The organism is Maribellus sp. YY47, assembly GCF_023111095.1.
Lineage (GTDB): Bacteria > Bacteroidota > Bacteroidia > Bacteroidales > Prolixibacteraceae > Draconibacterium.
The window spans coordinates 28,744-47,134 of sequence record NZ_JALGYW010000015.1 but is presented as its reverse complement, the minus strand read 5'-3'; the positions used below and the strand labels follow the sequence as shown (position 1 = coordinate 47,134).

At 43.4% G+C, this 18,391-nt stretch carries 16 protein-coding genes; 8 read left to right on the top strand and 8 right to left on the bottom strand.

The genetic code is table 11. The features are described from left to right. Window positions 1-19 precede the first annotated feature (19 nt). Window positions 20-2,077 (bottom strand): acetate--CoA ligase, encoded by a 2,058-nt coding sequence (locus tag MR764_RS13430; protein WP_247979943.1) that lies wholly within the window; start codon window positions 2,075-2,077, stop codon window positions 20-22. Between the two features lie 380 nt (window positions 2,078-2,457). Between MR764_RS13430 and MR764_RS13425 the strand changes: the two genes are divergently transcribed. Together MR764_RS13425 and MR764_RS13420 are read left to right on the top strand one after the other, a co-directional pair. Beyond that, on the top strand, window positions 2,458-3,267 hold the full coding sequence (locus MR764_RS13425) for a hypothetical protein (RefSeq protein WP_247979942.1): 810 nt from the start codon (window positions 2,458-2,460) through the stop codon (window positions 3,265-3,267). Window positions 3,268-3,716: 449 nt separating this feature from the next. Beyond that, window positions 3,717-4,694 (top strand): hypothetical protein, encoded by a 978-nt coding sequence (locus MR764_RS13420; protein ID WP_247979941.1) that lies wholly within the window; start codon window positions 3,717-3,719, stop codon window positions 4,692-4,694. A gap of 18 nt (window positions 4,695-4,712) precedes the next feature. Here the strand turns inward: MR764_RS13420 and MR764_RS13415 are convergent, their stop codons facing one another. Then, window positions 4,713-5,795: a DUF4249 domain-containing protein gene (locus tag MR764_RS13415; RefSeq protein WP_247979940.1), complete on the bottom strand. Its 1,083-nt coding sequence runs from the start codon at window positions 5,793-5,795 to the stop codon at window positions 4,713-4,715. Window positions 5,796-5,799: 4 nt separating this feature from the next. Beyond that, a complete protein-coding gene (locus MR764_RS13410; protein WP_247979939.1) occupies window positions 5,800-8,214 on the bottom strand; it encodes a TonB-dependent receptor in 2,415 nt (804 codons plus the stop codon). Between the two features lie 346 nt (window positions 8,215-8,560). Here MR764_RS13410 and MR764_RS13405 point away from each other — a divergent pair, with 346 nt between their 5' ends. Further along, entirely contained in the window at window positions 8,561-8,800 is a 240-nt protein-coding gene (locus MR764_RS13405; RefSeq protein ID WP_247979938.1) for a hypothetical protein, read from the top strand. A gap of 113 nt (window positions 8,801-8,913) precedes the next feature. Here MR764_RS13405 and MR764_RS13400 read toward each other — a convergent pair whose 3' ends face one another. The 5 genes from MR764_RS13400 to MR764_RS13380 all read right to left on the bottom strand — a co-directional run bounded on the left by MR764_RS13400 (window position 8,914) and on the right by MR764_RS13380 (window position 13,361). After that, complete coding sequence (locus MR764_RS13400; RefSeq protein ID WP_247979937.1) at window positions 8,914-11,064, bottom strand: S46 family peptidase; 2,151 nt, start codon at window positions 11,062-11,064, stop codon at window positions 8,914-8,916. 104 nt (window positions 11,065-11,168) lie between these two features. Beyond that, window positions 11,169-11,657: a hypothetical protein gene (locus tag MR764_RS13395; RefSeq protein ID WP_247979936.1), complete on the bottom strand. Its 489-nt coding sequence runs from the start codon at window positions 11,655-11,657 to the stop codon at window positions 11,169-11,171. Between the two features lie 606 nt (window positions 11,658-12,263). Beyond that, window positions 12,264-12,686, bottom strand: a complete 423-nt coding sequence (locus MR764_RS13390; RefSeq protein WP_247979935.1) for a GreA/GreB family elongation factor — start codon at window positions 12,684-12,686, stop codon at window positions 12,264-12,266. Between the two features lie 68 nt (window positions 12,687-12,754). Further along, window positions 12,755-13,168, bottom strand: a complete 414-nt coding sequence (locus MR764_RS13385) for a GreA/GreB family elongation factor (protein ID WP_247979934.1) — start codon at window positions 13,166-13,168, stop codon at window positions 12,755-12,757. A gap of 49 nt (window positions 13,169-13,217) precedes the next feature. Further along, entirely contained in the window at window positions 13,218-13,361 is a 144-nt protein-coding gene (locus MR764_RS13380; RefSeq protein ID WP_247979933.1) for a hypothetical protein, read from the bottom strand. 84 nt (window positions 13,362-13,445) lie between these two features. On the opposite strand from MR764_RS13380, the gene MR764_RS13375 reads away from it, so the two are divergent. From MR764_RS13375 to MR764_RS13355, 5 genes are all read left to right on the top strand, one after another. Further along, the gene (locus tag MR764_RS13375; protein ID WP_247979932.1) at window positions 13,446-14,141 is read left to right on the top strand and encodes a winged helix DNA-binding protein; all 696 of its coding nucleotides are present in this window, start codon (window positions 13,446-13,448) and stop codon (window positions 14,139-14,141) included. Window positions 14,142-14,405: 264 nt separating this feature from the next. Beyond that, window positions 14,406-15,536: a Re/Si-specific NAD(P)(+) transhydrogenase subunit alpha gene (locus MR764_RS13370; protein WP_247979931.1), complete on the top strand. Its 1,131-nt coding sequence runs from the start codon at window positions 14,406-14,408 to the stop codon at window positions 15,534-15,536. Between the two features lie 11 nt (window positions 15,537-15,547). After that, the gene (locus tag MR764_RS13365; protein WP_247979930.1) at window positions 15,548-15,853 is read left to right on the top strand and encodes an NAD(P) transhydrogenase subunit alpha; all 306 of its coding nucleotides are present in this window, start codon (window positions 15,548-15,550) and stop codon (window positions 15,851-15,853) included. A gap of 2 nt (window positions 15,854-15,855) precedes the next feature. Further along, window positions 15,856-17,277 carry an NAD(P)(+) transhydrogenase (Re/Si-specific) subunit beta gene (locus tag MR764_RS13360; protein ID WP_247979929.1) on the top strand — a complete coding sequence of 474 codons (1,422 nt, stop codon included), beginning with the start codon at window positions 15,856-15,858 and terminating at the stop codon, window positions 17,275-17,277. Window positions 17,278-17,373: 96 nt separating this feature from the next. Further along, window positions 17,374-18,366 carry a metallophosphoesterase gene (locus MR764_RS13355; protein ID WP_247979928.1) on the top strand — a complete coding sequence of 331 codons (993 nt, stop codon included), beginning with the start codon at window positions 17,374-17,376 and terminating at the stop codon, window positions 18,364-18,366. Window positions 18,367-18,391 lie beyond the last annotated feature (25 nt).

Sequence of the window (18,391 nt, the reverse complement as noted above, 5' to 3'; positions counted from 1 at the left end):
GCGGCTTAGGTCGCTCTTTTTATCTTTCAATACGGATACGCGCATCCACAGCCAGAATCTCGCTGGCATTTCCCAGTAAAGGATTAATATCGATTTCCTTGATTTCGGTGGCATACCTCAACAGCCACGATAAACGAACGATAATTTCGGCGTACCGGTCGATGTCGATTCCCGGCTGTTTTCTGTAACCCTTCAGCAATTTATATGATTTTAAACGGTGAATCATCGAATGTGCTTCATCAAGCGTTAAGGGTGCCAGTCCTGATGCAACATCTTTCATCACCTCCACATAAATTCCGCCCATTCCGCAAAGGATCACGTGGCCGAACTTATCTTCGTAAGTAGCGCCAAGGAAAAGTTCCATGCCCGAAGCCATTTGTGCAATCAACACGCCTTCTGCCCCGTCGATTTCGGCTAAATGATAAAATTCCTTTCTTACATCAGCCACATTCCGGATGTTTAAAACAACGCCGCCCACTTCGGTTTTGTGCACGGGCCCCAGCACTTTCATCACCACCGGAAATCCGATATTCATGGCCGCCAGCACTGCTTCGGTTTCAGAGGTAGCTACCAGTTCTTTCACTCGCGGAATTCCGGCCACGTCAAACAAACCATGAATTACTTCAGGCGGCTGGTAACCATTGCGGGTCTTTTCTATAATTTCCCTGACTTTTAAAGGATCGACGTAAGGATTCGTATCCGAAATTGCAGCAGGCTGAGAACTGTGCATTACTTTGGTAAGTGCACGGCCCAGCAATACTTCGTCCGGGAAATTCACATTTCCACGCGCGATAAAATGTGCCACGTCTTCTTTTACATTCACAATGGAAGGCAAAATCGGATAGATCGGTTTTTGACAAACCTTCATTTTTTCTGACAGCAAATCGTATACGTCGCCAATGGGGAACAAGCCCGGACTTCCGAAAATTACGGCCATTCCATCCACATCGAATTCGTTTTCGCAGGCATCTATAATCTCGCCCAACTGTTCCGCTGTTCCGGTGGCCAGAAAATCGATCGGATTTTCCACCGAAGATCCCGGGAAAAGTTTGGTTAGCAAAGCTTCTTTGGCAGGAGAATCTTCTATTGCCGGAATTTTCAAACCTCCATCTTCCAGCGCGTCGGTTAACATCACTCCCGGACCGCCGGCATGCGTAACAATGGCCAGTTTTTTCCCGGCGAGAGGCTTACACATAAATACACTGGCTACCGTGGTCAGTTCTTCCCTACCGTAACAACGTACAATACCCGCTTTCCGGAAAAGTGCATCCACAGCCGCATCGGAACTGGTCAGTGCGCCGGTATGCGACGAGGCTGCCCGGCTTCCGGCATCAGAACTTCCGGCTTTTATCGCCGCTATTTTACAGCCTTTGTTGATCAGCGACGAAGCGTGAATCAGTAATTTATCGGGATCGTTAATATTTTCGACATACAGTAATTTCACTTTTGAACTCACCCCTTCCACGTAATTTTCATCCAGATAAGCCAGCACATCTTCCACTCCGGTTTGAGCGCTGTTACCCACCGAGAAAATATTGGCAAAACGCAGTCCTTTGGGAATTCCCGATTCGATAATGAAAACCGCTGTTGCACCCGATCCTGAAATAAAATCACAACCTTCGTGCGTTAAGGGTGGTACCGGAGTGGTAAACACACTGGCATGATGAGGAGTCATCACTCCGATACAGTTGGGGCCAATCAAACAGGCGCCATGCCGATCAGCAACTTCCACGATTTTTTTCTCCAACGTTTTTCCTTCGGCGTTTAATTCGCCAAAACCGGCAGAAATAATAATAAAGGCTTTTGTATCGTGTTCATCAGCCAGTTCCTCCACCACTTTCAAACAAAAACGGGCGGGGATCGCCAAAATCGCCAAATCGATATCGGGCAGGTCGGCTACATCTGTAAACGAAGGAATACCCTGAATACTGTTTTCGTTGGGATTAACAGCAAAAAGGTCGCCCTTGTAATCGTGATCAAGCAGGTTTTTGATGACTTTACCTCCCGGTTTGGTGACATTATTCGAGGCTCCAACCACCACAATACTCCGGGGACGCAATAGTTTTTCGTGAATCATTTTCAATTTTTTATTTAGCCTGTTCCCTTCCTTTAAAGGAATCCTTTTCTACAGATCTAACAGAACTTATTTTAGTTAAAAGTCATATATCGCAATATTTACCATATATATATTATCAAAATACAATTTATTCTTTTTTATATTTTGACTCACCCTGATTGCGATCCGTCTGCTGACGGACACAATCGTCCCTCTCTATGCATAGAGAGGGAGAAGAGGGAGAGTCAGTAATAGAATAAAATGACCAAATTCATACGATGTTGATTAACTTTTCACAACTTCATTCAAAAGTAGGCAAAAGCACTTGAATCGCACCTGATTTTTTTCAACATCTGTCTGTTCTGCCCAACGAAATATTTACATTTGAAAACAAAAACCGCATGTCGGAACACAAGGAACAGAAAATAGTCGTTTTACTGGAACTCAATACCACCGATCAAACGCTGATCCGCCACGGACTGAAATTAGCCTATATTTTTAAAAAGGAGCTGTGTTTAACGCTGAACACCCCATCGAAACAAAAGAACATGGCTGAAGCCCGCGAAAAGCTTGGCGAATATGCCCGGGTGGTAAAAAGTGAACTTCCGGGAATGCAGGTGTCTACGCTTCTGCTTTCTGAGAATACTTCCCGGCTGGCCGATGTGCTGGCCGAAAACCACGAAGGAATTATTATTGTGGCCAATTCTGCAAAATTCAAAAAATATTCGGGAGCGGTAACCGAAAGTCCCATTCCCTGGCTGTTTGTTCACCCCGAGTCGGGAATTGAAGAGTACAACAAAATTGTGCAAACGCTCGATCTGCGAAAAGAAAACACCGACAATTCGCTGTGGTGCTCCTACTTTGGAAGGTTTAACCAGGCCCAGATCGTTGCCGTTGCAGCCAACGACTCGTCGAAAGAAGGGAAAATTAACGTGGCCCGAAATGTAAAACTAAGTTCGAAACTCTACCGCGAATTTGGCATCGTTCATAAAATCTACAAAGGCGGAAGATCAAGTCTCCGCAATGTTTTTGAAGCGCTCGAAATGGCGCTGGTATCCGACTGCAACCTGTTTGTAATGCTGGGAAGTTCGAGCATTACTCCGCTCGATTACCTGGTGGGGCTCCCCGAACGAAAGATTCTTAAGCAGGCAGGAAAACTTCCGGTTATGGTGATCAATCCCCGAAGGGACAATTATATTTTGTGTGATTGATTACCAAATGGTCAAATTGAGAAACGGATAAATTGTAGTTGAAAAATTACTGCAATTTCAGCCGTTTAGCGTCTTTACGAAGTAACACCTATCCGCTCCATATTTGGGTTCATTGCTACCGGTGAAAAGGTAACTATCCGACAATTACATTTATTTCGCTGCGCTGCAGCTTAGGGGTTTTCCACATCTCTTTGTCTATAAATATTTTGCTGCTCCGCAGCTGTTTTTTGAGCGACAGCGTTGCGATTCTATTTATAGAAAATTCCAAATGAGAAAAAAGAAGCCCCATCGGGGCGGAACATTCAGGAATAGCAAGAATGGAAAGATATATATCGTGCATAAACTTAACCGGACAACAGTGATATAGGTTATCAAAAAAATAGGTAAAAACGATATCCGGCCACATCCCTCTGAACTATTTGCTATTTTTGAAACGAAATATACATCACATGAAAAAGATACTGACGCTTATTTTACTCCTTTCTGCCATATTTGCCAAAGCCCAGAAACTGGAATACCAGGTTCTGTTTGAAGGAATTGGCGATAACCGTGAGTTTACACAACCCTACGCTTACCCACAAACGATTATCGGAACGCGGGGTGCTTTTGAGCTGGGGATTTCAATGGATAATCACCGTTTGCGCGGAGGGTTGAGCCACTTGTTTGAATTCGGGAGCGAAATGGATGCGCAAAAGCCGAAACTAACACTGTATTACCAATACCAGGATGAGCAAAAAGAATTTGCCTTTGGTGCCTTCCCGCGCCGTGATAAAATTGATTTTCCGCTGGCCATGCTAAGCGATACGCTGCTCTATTTCCGTCCAAACATTGAAGGTTTGTTTGGAAATGTAAAATGGGACTGGGGGCATCAAAACGGATTTGTGGACTGGGTAGGCCGCCAGACAGAAACCCAACGCGAACAATTTATGGCCGGTTTTTCGGGCGAGATCTTTCATAAAAACCTGTTTTTACAGAATTACCTGTTGATGTTTCACAATGCCCACACCTTGTACAACGACCCGCCACTACACATCGAAGACTACATGGGCTTTGCCGTTCAGGCGGGTATTCGCACTGCTGAAGAATCTAAAATAAGCGGTTATTTGAAAGCAGGAGTGTTGAACTCAACTTACCGCGAACGTGGCGTTACCGATGGCTACGATGTTACAACTACCCTGTTTACCGAACTAAAGGGGCGGTACAAAAACCTGGGGGTAAAATCGGTTTTGAATGCCGGCGGCGGCCACAAATTTGCGATGGGCGACCGCTATTACCGGGCGAAAAATTACTGGCGTACCGACCTGATCTGGTATTTTATCAACCACCAGAACATCCGCGGAACGTTCAATATTTCGATGCACGTGGTGGATTGGGATACTTTTGACAACCAGCAACAGTTGTCACTCATCTATGTTTTTGGAAAGTAGTCAATTTATCTTGAATCCTTAGTATCCGTAACCATAACCGCCGTACCTGTAGTCTTTTACATAGACCTTTCCTTCCATTGGGTAAGTTCCCGATATAAAGGAATAGCTTGCCGAGTCTAATGCTGCGAATACCCCCATTCCTCCACGGACATTCGAGTAAACAGGCACAGGTTCAGAGAAATAATCATCAGCGTAATAAAAATGATTGATAGCCGATTTTAGGTATTCATAATATTCGGGACTTAAAGCGTAGAAAACGATTTTCCGTTCAAGAAAGTTACCGTTATCTTCATCTAGAGGATATGAACTATAGGGATAATAAGTTTGAGGCAGCCTCACTTTTACGGTATATTCTTTTCCGTTAATTTGAGTGTCATCAAAAAGTGCATATTTATTATCAGGCGTTCCGGTTACTATTTCATTCGCTTCATCAGTGCTGCCAAAAACCGGATCAAACAAATCGAGATACAATGCAAGTTGTTCTCCCAATATTATGGTATCCGAATTTTCCTTTTCTCCCGAATAATGGCTTTTGTTCACACCGGTAATCTGATCAACCTGTACCCGGTAAAAATTCTCAGCCTCTGCGTTATCGTTAAATTTGATTTTTATCGCCCATAATTCCTGGGTTCCATAATCTACGGGGATTAATTCTGTCGCCGTATCAACCGCTAACAACTCTACTTCATCCGGTACAGTAGTTTCGCAACTAACGGATTGCAATCCTTCACGGGCAACCTCCAAACGGTACTTTTTTCCGTTTTCTGCAATAGTTTGCCCCCGAAAGGCCCATTCACTATAATCAGGATAATAGTGACTGATAATTTCAGAGCTTTCAACTTCCACAAGGTCCAGTGTTTCTGCAAATTCTCCGTCAACATACAAATCAACTTTGGCATCGGTTAAAACTTCAAATAAATAAGAAGCAGCTAAAAGGCTTTGGCTTTTTGTTACGCTTACCTCTACGGGCTTTCCGGGAACTACCAGCCCGTTAACAACAATCATTGGAGCAGTACCATCACCTTTAAAATCAATGGTTTTTTCGCAGGCAGAAAGCAATGCTGCGCAAAGTACTGTAAATAGTAAAATATGTTTTTGCATGGGTTTAGAATTTATACGTGTAACTAATGGAAGGAATGATAGGGAAAAGGCTCACCTGCTTGAGTGCGGGTTTAGAACTTTCGTAGAATTCACCGTCTTGATTGTACGCCCCTACTCGTTCGCTGCCCCAATACAGATAGAATGGATTCTGGCGGCTGTAGGCGTTGTACAAAGAAACCGACCAGGTTCGAATACCGTGTTTCTTTTGTTTATGAAAATTCATACTCAAATCCATCCGATGATAGGAAGGCATCCGGTAACTATTTCGTTCACCGTAATAAACAATATCATAATCACTGTAACCATATCTGCCCTGTGCCGGCAGTATTGCTTCGTAACGTTGCTTGCCAATTGTTGCCGCATTCCCGGTACCGTAAACCCACACCATTCCGATGTCGAATTTCTTTGAAAATTCGTGGGTCAATACCAAACTAACGTCGTGTCGGCGATCGTATTTTGCAGGGAATTTCTTTCCAAAATTGAGGTTATCAAATTTGCGGTCGGCCCACGAAAGAGTATAACCAAGCCAGCCCGTGGTTTTGCCGGTTTTCTTTTCAAGCAGCACTTCGGCCCCATACGACCATCCCTTCCCCATTTCAATTTTCGATTCCCAGTCTTTGCTAACGCCGGTGAACGAAGCGCCTTCTTTGTATTCAATCAGGTTATCCATCGTTTTATAGAATCCCTCAATTGTCAGGTCATACCCTTTGCCTGTTTTTAAAGCAGCCCCAAAAGCTATCTGATGCGATTTTTGTGGCTTCACATCTTTGGTTACCGGAAGCCACAAATCGGTAGGCAAACTAATGGTGGAAGAGCTCAGTAAATGAATGTACTGGCTCATTTTTGTATAGGACGCTTTTAACGAAAGGTTATCAGAGAGAAGATATCGCAACGACAAACGCGGCTCCAACGAGGTATAGGTTGTATTTTGAACATTAAACAAAGAAAAATGTACCCCTAAATTGGCTTGCAGCCTCGAAGTAATGTCGTAATTATCTTCAACAAAGGCGCTGAATTCTACTGCCGAAACATTCTTGTTCCCATAAATCGTATCATTTTTTTCAGAAGGAGTTTCCGAATAATTTTCCACTGTGCGTTCGTGATTCACCCCCGGTTTAAATTTATGCCAGATATTGGAGGCCCCAAATTTAATGGAGTGCCCCCCTCCAGGGTAATAGTCGAAATCGACTTTGGCGGTAAAATCGTTTATGCCCGAATAGTAGCGGAAATAATCTTCGTCGTAAGTATTGTCTTTGTTATTGGTTAGCTTGTATTCTTCACTTACATCAAACTTGTAATCGCTGTAGGTAAGCGTAACATTGCTAAACAACTTTGGGTTGTACACATAGTTCCAGCGAAGCGCCGAGGTAATATTTCCCCACTCGATCCCCATGTTATTGCGATCAGTGTAACGTACTCCATAATCACGATTGTAATGCTCTTTGTCTTTTCCGTATGCTTTGTCGCGCCCCGCATAGGTAGAAAGAAACAACCTGCTTTTGTCTGAAAACTTATGGTTGATTTTTGCATTCAAATCATAGAAATAGTATCCGGCATTTGTCTTTACATCATCATCTCTATTATTGGCCATAACAATAAAAGGTTGAGCTAACACATCGGCATACGTTCTTCTTCCGGAGAAAATAAACGATGTTTTGTCTTTCTTTATCGGTCCTTCAATCGAAAAGCGTGAAGAAATTAGTCCTATGGAAAATTCACCTTTAAACTCCTGGTCGTTTCCTTCTTTCATCCGGATGTCGACCACCGAAGAAAGCCGCCCCCCGAAACGCGCCGGGAAACCACCTTTGTACAAAGTGACCGTTTTAACGGCTCCGGGGTTGAACACCGAAAAGAAACCAAACAAATGGCTTGCGTTGTAAACCGGCACACCGTCCAACAAAAAAAGGTTCTGATCGGGTCCTCCTCCCCTCACGTAAATACCGCTCGTTCCTTCGGCCCCCGACTGCACCCCCGGCAACAACTGGATCACTTTCAGCACATCGGGTTCGCCCAACATCAGCGGCAGCTTATCCAGTTTTTCGGTGGGTAATTCGACCATGCTCATCTGGCTGCGTTCCACGTTCGATTTGTTGGCCCGCACTGTCACTTCGTCCAGCTCGCCCATCAATTTCAGTTTTATGTTTATTACTGTGTCTTTTTTAAGATCCAGTTCCAGCACTTGCTTTTCGTATCCCACAAATGAATACTGAATCTGCGCTTTCCCAGCTGGCACCGTTAAACTGTAAAAACCATAAACATTGCTGACATTTCCCGTTTCTTTTTGAAGGTCGTAAACATTGGCATTAATCAGACCTTCACCAGTTGACAGGTCTGTAACATAACCGCTAATCGTAACTTTTTGAGCATTTGAGAAAAAGAAAAAAAACACAAATGCGTTACAGAGGTAAAACTGTTTCATAGATTTTTTTTAGTTGTTTTATGGATCAAGGTTCAACTTACGGGTCAAAAGTAGAGACTTATTATGTTAGCAATTATTAAGAGTGGTGAACAATTATTAAGAAAACTTAATGAACCTTTATTTACGTAAGCATCTATCCCTTAGGTTGAACTTACCGGTATACTTGCAAGGCTGAGAGATTGAGTTCAGGGTTCAGCGTTTAAAGTTCAGAGTGCTCCGTACTGCGAGGATTTTAACTTATTTCGATGCTATAAAACAGCAATTTAGGCATTCCGAAAAGCTTAACTATTTGATGCGATTGGCTAAAATTTTAAATAACTTTACTGGTAATCAGAAAATCGGTGAAATGAAAAAGATACTGTTAATTTGGTTGGTTCTCTTTTTCGGACTATCCTATCCATCATTTGCAAAAGCCGGAATGGCAAGCGACGAGGTTGAATTTGCTTTGGCCCTGGCCGGTTTTCTTCTCCTGGTTGCAGGATTTTTTGAAGGAATCGACTATCTGAAAAAAAATGGCAAAGGTCTTTTTATAAGGTTCCGGACATTTCTGAGAAATAAGATGTTAACGCTAAGGAATTCTCATTGACCCACTGCCGGTGCGGAAATAACACAAGTGGAATCAAATAAAAAAGTGAAGGCATCTGTTTAAAAGATACCTTCACTTTTTTGGCTAATAGCTCAAAGCCAGTGGCTCGCGGCTTATTTCACAATTTCCATTTCATCGAGTAAATAACCAGCGCCGGCAAACTTGTCGATGATAAAAAGTGCATAACGGATATCGAGCGAAATGTTACGGCAAACCCTAGGATCGTACATAATGTCGCTCATGGTGCCTTCCCAGCAGCGGTCGAAATTCACACCGATTAACTCGCCGCTGGCATTTACCACCGGGCTCCCCGAGTTTCCGCCTGTTGTGTGGTTCGAAGCAGTAAAACACACCGGAACCGTACCATCCACTTCGTAGCGTCCAAAATCCTTGTTTTCGTACAATTCTTTCAGACGGTCCGGCACATCGTAGTCGTAAATCTCCGGGTTATCTTTTTCCATGATGCCGGTCAGCGTGGTGTAATACTTGTATTTTACACCATCCACTGGCTCGTAACCTTCCACTTTACCGTACGCAACACGCAAGGTTAAGTTGGCATCCGGGTAAAAAGCTTTACCCGCATTCATTTCCATTAATCCGGCCATGTAGGTTTTCATGCCTGCATCGATTGCTGCCATCGCGTCGTTTACTTTGGGATTAACTATGGTTTGATTGATATAATCAATTTGGCTGTACAGGCTCACCAACGGATCATGCCGAAGTTTTACCAGTTGTTTGCCGGAACCATCGCGCAATAACTTTTCGAGTTTTCCGCGATCGGACAAAACAGACTTCCGGTACACCTTTTCAATCAGCTCCTGTCCCTTGTACTTCGCCGCCATCTCTTTTACTGCTGCAGGTATAAATTCATCGGGCAAACCTTCCACCAACATGGGAATCAGGGTCGCAAAAAGTTTCTCGTCGGTAGGCTGATTAAAGTTCTTATAAAAACCAGCCATGGTTTCAACTGTCGCAGTGCGCCTTGCGTTAGCCATTTCTTCCTGCTTGTTTTCAATAAAATTTATGATGGAACTGACCGACTGTGCGGCTCTAAAAATCTCCACTCCCCGAAACACTACTTCAGCATAATAATCGCTTGCTTTGATGTATTTCTGATAAACCTCAAACTGTTTCTCAAAGGTGTCAAAAACCGGTTGGTAGGTGCTTTCCCAGCTTCCGTTTTGTTCGGCCCAGTTGCGAAAATTGTTTTCATACGCCAGTTTTTTATTGACTGCATCCAACCGTTCGAGACCCTTTATTTCGCCCTGCCATTTTTTCCAGGCATTGCTGATTCCGGCATATTTCGCGGCATATTGAATTCTGATTGCCGGATCAGATTCCATATCGGCGCCAATTATTTCAAGTTTTTTATCGCGCAGCAAAATGCGATCAGGATCGCGCTGATTCATCGTAATATCAACCGCCTGGTGTGGCCAGTATTCCATGGTAGTACCGGGATTTCCGAAAACCATGGTAAAATCGCCCGGCTGAATTCCTTTCAACGACACCGGGAAAAACTTTTTGGGTTGGTACGGAACATTATCTTCCGAATAATCTGCCGGTTCATTGTTTTTATCGGCATATATCCTGAACAGCGAGAAGTCGCCGGTATGACGGGGCCACATCCAGTTATCGGTGTCGCCGCCAAATTTGCCAATGGCCGACGGAGGCGCTCCCACCAAACGCACATCGCGGTACACTTTATATACGTACAGGAAGTACTGATTTCCGTAAAACAGCGGCTTCACTGAAGCCGAAAACTTACCTTCCTGCTCCGCTTCTTTTTGAACGCTTTTTGAATTCGCCCAAATCTTTTCCCGAAGTGCGTTTTCGTCCAAACCATCGGTTCCTTCCAGCACCTTATCGGTTACATCTTTCATGTACTCCAGGAAACTAACCGTAAGTTTTTCGTTGGACAGTTCTTCGCTGCGGTTCATCGCCCAAAAACCGTTGGTCAGGTAATCGTGCTCCACCGAGCTATGCGACTGGATGGCACTGTATCCGCAGTGGTGATTGGTAATCAGCAAACCTTCGTCTGAAATCAGTTCACCAGTGCAACCACCTCCAAAAATCACCACGGCATCTTTCATGCTGGCATGGTTTACATCGTAAATATCGCGGGCTGAAAGTTTAAAGCCCATAGCCTGCATTTCTGCGAGGTTATACTTTTCGAGCAAAAGCGGAATCCACATTCCTTCTTTGGCTGAAATCTGAAAAGAGAAAAGAAATACCAGCACTGCGGCGGCCAAGTTTTTACACAACATAATTATACATTTAATACGAATTCGTGAAAAAAATAAAAATCACCCTATTAAAGAATGATTTTCAACAATTTCTCAAATATATAAATTAGTTGGGGGAAACACGATCAAAGCCCCAGCCCGATATGAACACCAATACTTACGTGAAAATCTTCGGGATGGTAGGCCAACTCCAGCAGCGGACCAATATGAAAGGCTCCGAATTCCATCTCGTAAATGGTTTCAAAATGCAGGGCAAATTCTTTCTCGCCTCCATGGCCTCCTTCAAAAGCAAATCCCGGAGAAAGGCCAATTGTTAACGGATGCACGGGCCGGTACTCCAGTTCCAATCCTAAAAAGTTGTGTTTATGATCGTCGAAAATACGTTCGTAGCCCACGCCAAGCCCGAATTTTGTGTGCGGAAAATTATACACGTAATGCAGATGCGTGGCAACACTTAGTTCGTCCTCTCCTGTAAAATAAACGGGTGCAAAAGAAATCCCGAATTCATGAACGTGGTGATGTTCATGCTCCTGCCCATGTTCGTTGTGCTCCTGCGCCCCAAGTTGTTGTAAACAAAAAAGTCCTACCAATACTGCAAAAAATCTTTTAACCATATGTTTCAATCTTATTAAAAAAACGAATTTATTAAACCCCAATGGCGATGAAAAGTTTAGCCAAAAATAAAAACAAAAGTTATCGGGTTCAAAATGAGTTTTATGGATTCCTTTTTTTTCATGCCGTACTGCGGTAAAATACCATTACCACATTGCGGGAGTGAGTCGCATCTAAAAAGCGGGAGCTGTTCCTCCCGCTTAAAAAATTCATCGAATTGAAAAAACAGTAACCATTGAAGGTTTATCTCTTATTCTTTCTAACTTTTATTTTTTCTTCCTGCTTTTTCATTTTTTTCTCGTGCCTTTTCTCTTTGATACTTTTCACGGCTTCTTTTAAGCCTTCTTTTTTCTTTGCCATAGCATTAAAATTTAGATTACTACAAACAATTTAATTTTACCGTATATGGTATTTCGTAACACACTGTTATACAACCGACAGCCACCATTACAGCAAACTGTCCGGATTACTGGTGCCCAATAGCAGAAAGAGTTAGCCGGTGAGACCACCGGCTAACCTTAGTGCAAAATGCAGAGATCTGCATTGGGATAAAAAACGGAATGAGTTAAATTTCTTAACCGAAGTTTCTGATTGAACCAGAAACCGGTTTATGTATTAAAATCGCCTACCGCTTCGGGCTGGTAATGAATGCTTAATACTTTGATACGATGTTCTCTTCCCCAGGCGGAATAAGTAATAACATCGCTGCATTTGCGAAGAAAAATGGCCGTTCCCAGGTTCGAAAAAACAGAGATTTTGTTTTCTCTTACGTTTTCAAACTCCGGATAAACCAGTTCCAGTTTAAAAGTAAAATTGTCGTCATCGGTTTTTATCTCAACAACCGATCCTATCGTAATTACATCGGGAGGCATTTGTGGCGCCTGTACCTTTTGTGCCTTCTGAATCTTTTCCTTTAATTTCTTCAGGTTGTCAATTTCACCGGCCTCTTTTCCGGCCGTTTCCAGGCACTGCATGATCCTCTCAAAATCCAAAACTGAGATGATCTCGTTTTCTTGTTTTATTGATTTCATGGTTTGTTTGTTTTTAATACGCTCAGGGCATACCGCTTATCCAACTCATATAATTATTTATCAATTGTTTATGCTGAAAAATCACCATTGGCTTCAGGCTGATAAATCAACTTACTTATTTTCATCTTTTTGATTCCGCCGGGCACCTTAAAAGAAATAATACTTCCCGATTGATAACCGATCAACGCACTCCCCAATGGCGAAAGAATCGAGATGTTTCCCTGCTTAAAATTGGCATCTTTGGGATATACCAGGCGAATGGTCATCGACTTTTCGGTATCCAAATCGATCACCTCAACAACCGAGTTCATGGTAACAAAATCGGCCCCTATCCGCTTCGGATCAATCTTCTTTGCCCGGGTTAGCTCGGTTTCAAGAAAGCTGATTTCTGCTGAACCTTCTTTATTAAACTGTTTTATTGAACTGATGATTCCGTTTAATCTCACATAATCCATTTTTGTAACTTTTATAATATCTTCCATCTTCTGAAAAATTTAACATGTAACTAAAAAAATAATACGGGAAAATTGGCTAGCGTGAAGTACGGCTGCCGGAAATGTAAATATCCTTGTTTTTCAGGTTTCCGGCAGCAGCAGAAAGGAAGATTCTGTAACCGTGCACCGACAGTGAACGATCGCCTGAAACCTGACTTTGAATATTTACTCTTTTTCTCATTTATAAATCGCATCCGACATTTTTATATCGGATGCGATGTAAATATATACATTAATTTTATTACTTTCCACATAAAAAAATTAAATGCCCATAAATTATTCTTTACTCCGCCAAATCATAGATCTTGCAGAAGAGTTTGAACAGAAAAGCCAAGCTACTGACATTCTGGACTTTGCTCACTGGATTATCGAGAAACACAGCATTGATTCTGAAACCAGCGAACCATTTTCGCTCACTAAAAAAAATATAACCACGGTTGAAGACCATCAGATTTTTGAAAATCGACGTCCCGAAACACGTTTTCTTGAATATGTTGCACGCATTGCCCGCTATCACGAATTTTATGTTCGAAAAGCGCTTCAGGAATACGACATTAATACAAGAGTCGAGTTCCTGCTGCTGCAAACCGTCGAAAAATCGGAATTAGTAAAAAAGACGGACCTGATCAATATTCATTTGCTCGAATACACTACCGGGATGGACACGATTCACCGGCTGATCAAAAAAGAACTTATTAAAGAGGTGCAAAGCACAACGGATAAAAGAGTAAAACTACTTACCATTACCACACGCGGGAAAGAGGTAATTGACCAAACTTCCAAAAGAATTCTGGAAGAAAATGAAATGTTTTTTCTCGCGATTAACAATAGGTGGAAAAAAATGCCTCCCCTATTGGAAGAAATCGATCGGTTCCACAACAACATTTATCAGAAACATAACAGCAAGCCTTTTGCTGAAATCAACAACCTGATGGATTCTTTAAAATATCTGTCGCAATAAACCCGAAATTCCAAACAGATTTCCATCATTTAATAAAAGTCGTCCAATGGCACTTTTAAAGTCCAGTTTTCAGTTAACATTCTAAGCTTGTATGAACCTGATTTCGCTTTCATGAAAAAGAGTAAAACGATTCAGAAATATTAAGAAAGTGTAAGTTTGTTGATAAAAAGCACACCAATCCTTATAAATTCATTTTTCCGTTAACGCACACGCTAAACTTAATTTGTTAGTTTTACGGCTTAAACAAAATCTAAATCTCATTTTATGATTCTTGGCTTATTAAAAGAGTACGGAACCGAAACGCGTGTAGCGTTGCTGCCTGAAACCGTTAAGAGCTTTACCGATCTGAAAGTGGAAGTTTTGGTAGAAAAAGGTGCAGGTGAACAAGCCTTTGCTACCGATGCCGACTACGAAGCAGTAGGTGCAAAAGCAGTTTCGAGAGCAGATGTTTTTGGCAAAGCTGATGTTTTGCTGCAAATTCAGCCACCGGCTGAAGGCGATGTCGACAAGATCAAGGATTCGCAGGTGTGGATCAGTGCTTTTAATCCGTTGTGGGAAACTGAGTTGGTAAAAACTTTCCTCGACAAGGGAATTACCACCTTTAGCCTCGACATGATTCCGCGTACTACACGTGCACAGGCGATGGACATTTTGTCGTCGATGGCAACGGTATCGGGATACCAGGCAGTGCTGGAAGCCGCAACCCACCTTCCCACTTTCTTCCCCATGTTTATGACAGCCGCAGGAACCATTCGTCCGGCCAACATGCTGATACTGGGAGCAGGCGTTGCAGGGTTACAGGCCATTGCCACCTCGCGGAAACTGGGAGCACAGGTTCAGGTGTTCGACGTGCGCTCAGCGGTGAAAGAAGAAGTAATGAGTTTGGGCGGTAAGTTTGTGGAATTGGAAGGCGCCACCGAAGACAAAGCTGCCGGAGGATATGCGGTTGAACAAACCGAGGAATTCAAAAAGAAACAACAGCAGGCAATTAACGACCACGCTGCCAAAGCAAATGTGGTGATTTGTACCGCGCAGATCCCGGGAAGAAAAGCTCCGCTGCTGATTCCGAAAGAAGCTGTGGATAACATGAAAGCGGGTTCGGTAATCATCGACCTGGCGGCTTCAACCGGAGGAAACTGCGAACTTACCAAAGACAACGAGACTGTGGTTCACAACGGAGTTACCATTATCGGGCAGTCGAACTATCCTGCAAAAAAACCGATTGATGCGAGCCGTATGCTTGGGAAGAACGTGCTGAACTTCATGAAACTGATCATTGGAGAAGAAGGTGCGCTCAACCTGAATTTTGAAGACGACATTGTAAAAGGAACCTGCATTACCCATGCAAAGGAATTTTACAACGAACGCGTTAAATCTCTTATCGAAACAAAATAAAAGAACCAGATATGGAAAACGTATTAACTTTTTTAACCGCGAATAAAGATGCGATATTCATTATCGTGTTATCGGTATTTCTGGGATTCGAGGTTATTTCAAATGTACCGTCGGTATTGCACACGCCCCTGATGTCGGGAGCCAATGCCATTAGCGGGGTTATTATTATCGGGGGAATCATCCTGGTAGGACACGCCACAACCACCTTCGAGTGGATACTGGGCTCGCTGGCCCTTTTTATGGCTACATTGAATGTGGCCGGAGGTTTTGTTGTGACTGACCGGATGCTCGAAATGTTTAAAAAGAAGAAAAAATAACGATGAACGCTATGATTTTACTCAATACATTAATGCCGGGACAAGTTGTTCTGGAATACAGTTATCTTCTTTCTGCCATCATGTTTGTAATCGGGCTGAAGCTTCAGAGCCACCCGGAAACAGCGCGCAAAGGAAACTTCTGGGCAGCTTCGGGCATGATCCTGCCGATGATCACCACACTTATCCTCAACAGAAATGGAGAAGGCGAAGGAATCGGGTTGGTGAATGTGATCGCTATTTTGCTGATTATTTCTGCCGGTACAGTGGTGGGAGCGATAATGGCCCGCAAGGTGAAAATGACAGCCATGCCTCAAATGGTGTCATTCTTTAACGCAACCGGAGGTGCCGCCTCTGCTGCCGTTGCCCTGATTGAATACATCAAAAACCCGGGCCAGGCAGTGCTGGTTGGTTTGCTCGGACTGGTTGTAGGTAGTATCGCATTCAGTGGTAGTATGATCGCCTACGGAAAACTCGACGGCAAAGTCGGAGACATTTTCTCCAAAGTAATGACCTATGTCAACCTGATATTTATGGCGGTGATTGTTATCGTCATCCTGCTGGTATTGTTCGGAGGTTTCGACGTACAAAGCCGGACTTACCTGGTTTACGGATTGCTGGTTTTGAGTTTGGTTTACGGTGTAAGTTTTGTAATGCCAATTGGCGGAGCCGATATGCCGGTAGTTATTTCGCTGCTGAACTCACTGACAGGTATTGCAGCTGCCATGGCCGGTTTTATTTACCAGAACGAAGCCATGATTTTGGGCGGTATTTTGGTAGGCGCTGCCGGAACCATTTTAACGCTTCAAATGTGTAAAGCGATGAACCGTTCACTGATCAATGTAATTATCGGATCGTTTGGCGGTGGTGGAGCCAGCCATGCCGATGTACAGGGCAGTATCAAGGAAATTACCTTAAGCGATGCCGCTGTTTTGCTAAGCTACTCGCAAAAAGTGGTAATCATTCCGGGATACGGTTTGGCCGTAGCCCAGGCACAGCACATTGCACACGAGCTGGATTCGCTGCTTGGGAGTAAGGGCGTTGAAGTAAAATACGCCATTCACCCGGTAGCTGGCCGTATGCCCGGTCATATGAACGTATTGCTGGCCGAAGCCGATGTTCCATACGAACAACTGGTGGAAATGGACGACATTAATCCGGATATGCCCAACGTTGACGTGGCCATTGTGGTGGGCGCCAACGACGTGGTGAACCCTGCGGCTTATGACGACCCGGGCAGCCCGATTTACGGTATGCCGATTATCGATGCGCACTTGGCCAAAAACATCATTATCATGAAACGTGGTATGGGTAAAGGTTATGCCGGTATCGAGAACTTCCTGTTCTTTAACGACAAAACCCGCATGCTTTTTGGCGATGCTAAAGGTACCATGACCAAACTCGTAAGCGAGATCAAGAGCATGTAATTTGCTTAGCATGAAATTTATATACCGGAAAAGGTTTCAAGTTAATTGAGACCTTTTCTTTTCTAACTAAACGACCAACTTAAAACCTGTAACGAAATGAAACGACGTAATTTTTTAAAAGCAAGTACACTTGCGGGGCTTGGTTTTTCTGCAGTGCCCGCCCAAAGCGCCAATAACTCAAAAAGCAAGAACAAGAGTCAACATATATTCTCCCTGACTCAGAATAAAGCGGTCATTCACAGCAATTCGGTGGTAAAGAGTTCACGGATTTTTCATATTACAGACACGCACCTTTCGTTAAACGACGAACGTGGAATCCCCTTCCAGGAGTTTAGCAAACGAATGGGAAATGCCTACAAAAGCAACATCCATTTCGAAACCGGTGAGCAGGTAACAACCCTGCAAAGTTTTGAACGAACCTTGCAAAGAGCCAAAGAACAAAAGGCTGATTTCCTGGCATTGACGGGCGATATTTTTAGTTTTCCCTCTGAAGCCGCCATTGAATGGGTGCTGGGAAAATTGCAGGAAACAGGAATTCCTTATGGTTACATTGCCGGTAACCACGACTGGCATTACGAGGGAATGAAAGGCAGTTCGAACGAGTTGCGAGAAACCTGGACAGAAAAAAGATTGCGTCCGCTTTATCAGAATAACGATCCATTGTTTGCCAGCTACGAATTAAACGGAATCCAACTGGTTTTCATCGACGATTCAGCCTATGAAATTCTCCCCCAACAACTACGTTTTCTGCAAGAACAAATCAAGAGCAAAAAACCGTTCCTATTGTTTATGCATATTCCGCTTTACATTCCCGGACGTTCAATGGGATATGGTTGCGGCCATCCTGACTGGGGAGAAAAATCGGACAAAAACTACGAAGTGGAACGCAGAGAGATCTGGCGAAAGGAAGGCCATACAAAAACCACTTTTGCTTTTTATGACGAAGTTTTTAATGCTGAAAACCTGCTGGGGATTTTTGCCGGTCACACCCATCAACTTGCGGTCGATGTCAAAAACAATATACCACAGCTTGTATCGGCATACAACGCAGCAGGAAATTATACGTCGATAGATATAAAGCCGCTTTAAACTTTTGTTTTTTTTATGAAGGTCA

What these genes read in the sequence shown, in the direction of transcription:
- MR764_RS13430 (WP_247979943.1), bottom strand. Translation starts at nt 2,077, where the DNA reads ATGATTCACGAAAAACTATTGCGTCCCCGGAGTATTGTGGTGGTTGGA.
- MR764_RS13425 (WP_247979942.1), top strand. Translation starts at nt 2,458, where the DNA reads ATGTCGGAACACAAGGAACAGAAAATAGTCGTTTTACTGGAACTCAAT.
- MR764_RS13420 (WP_247979941.1), top strand. Translation starts at nt 3,717, where the DNA reads ATGAAAAAGATACTGACGCTTATTTTACTCCTTTCTGCCATATTTGCC.
- MR764_RS13415 (WP_247979940.1), bottom strand. Translation starts at nt 5,795, where the DNA reads ATGCAAAAACATATTTTACTATTTACAGTACTTTGCGCAGCATTGCTT.
- MR764_RS13410 (WP_247979939.1), bottom strand. Translation starts at nt 8,214, where the DNA reads ATGAAACAGTTTTACCTCTGTAACGCATTTGTGTTTTTTTTCTTTTTC.
- MR764_RS13405 (WP_247979938.1), top strand. Translation starts at nt 8,561, where the DNA reads ATGAAAAAGATACTGTTAATTTGGTTGGTTCTCTTTTTCGGACTATCC.
- MR764_RS13400 (WP_247979937.1), bottom strand. Translation starts at nt 11,064, where the DNA reads ATGTTGTGTAAAAACTTGGCCGCCGCAGTGCTGGTATTTCTTTTCTCT.
- MR764_RS13395 (WP_247979936.1), bottom strand. Translation starts at nt 11,657, where the DNA reads ATGGTTAAAAGATTTTTTGCAGTATTGGTAGGACTTTTTTGTTTACAA.
- MR764_RS13390 (WP_247979935.1), bottom strand. Translation starts at nt 12,686, where the DNA reads ATGAAATCAATAAAACAAGAAAACGAGATCATCTCAGTTTTGGATTTT.
- MR764_RS13385 (WP_247979934.1), bottom strand. Translation starts at nt 13,168, where the DNA reads ATGGAAGATATTATAAAAGTTACAAAAATGGATTATGTGAGATTAAAC.
- MR764_RS13380 (WP_247979933.1), bottom strand. Translation starts at nt 13,361, where the DNA reads ATGAGAAAAAGAGTAAATATTCAAAGTCAGGTTTCAGGCGATCGTTCA.
- MR764_RS13375 (WP_247979932.1), top strand. Translation starts at nt 13,446, where the DNA reads ATGCCCATAAATTATTCTTTACTCCGCCAAATCATAGATCTTGCAGAA.
- MR764_RS13370 (WP_247979931.1), top strand. Translation starts at nt 14,406, where the DNA reads ATGATTCTTGGCTTATTAAAAGAGTACGGAACCGAAACGCGTGTAGCG.
- MR764_RS13365 (WP_247979930.1), top strand. Translation starts at nt 15,548, where the DNA reads ATGGAAAACGTATTAACTTTTTTAACCGCGAATAAAGATGCGATATTC.
- MR764_RS13360 (WP_247979929.1), top strand. Translation starts at nt 15,856, where the DNA reads ATGAACGCTATGATTTTACTCAATACATTAATGCCGGGACAAGTTGTT.
- MR764_RS13355 (WP_247979928.1), top strand. Translation starts at nt 17,374, where the DNA reads ATGAAACGACGTAATTTTTTAAAAGCAAGTACACTTGCGGGGCTTGGT.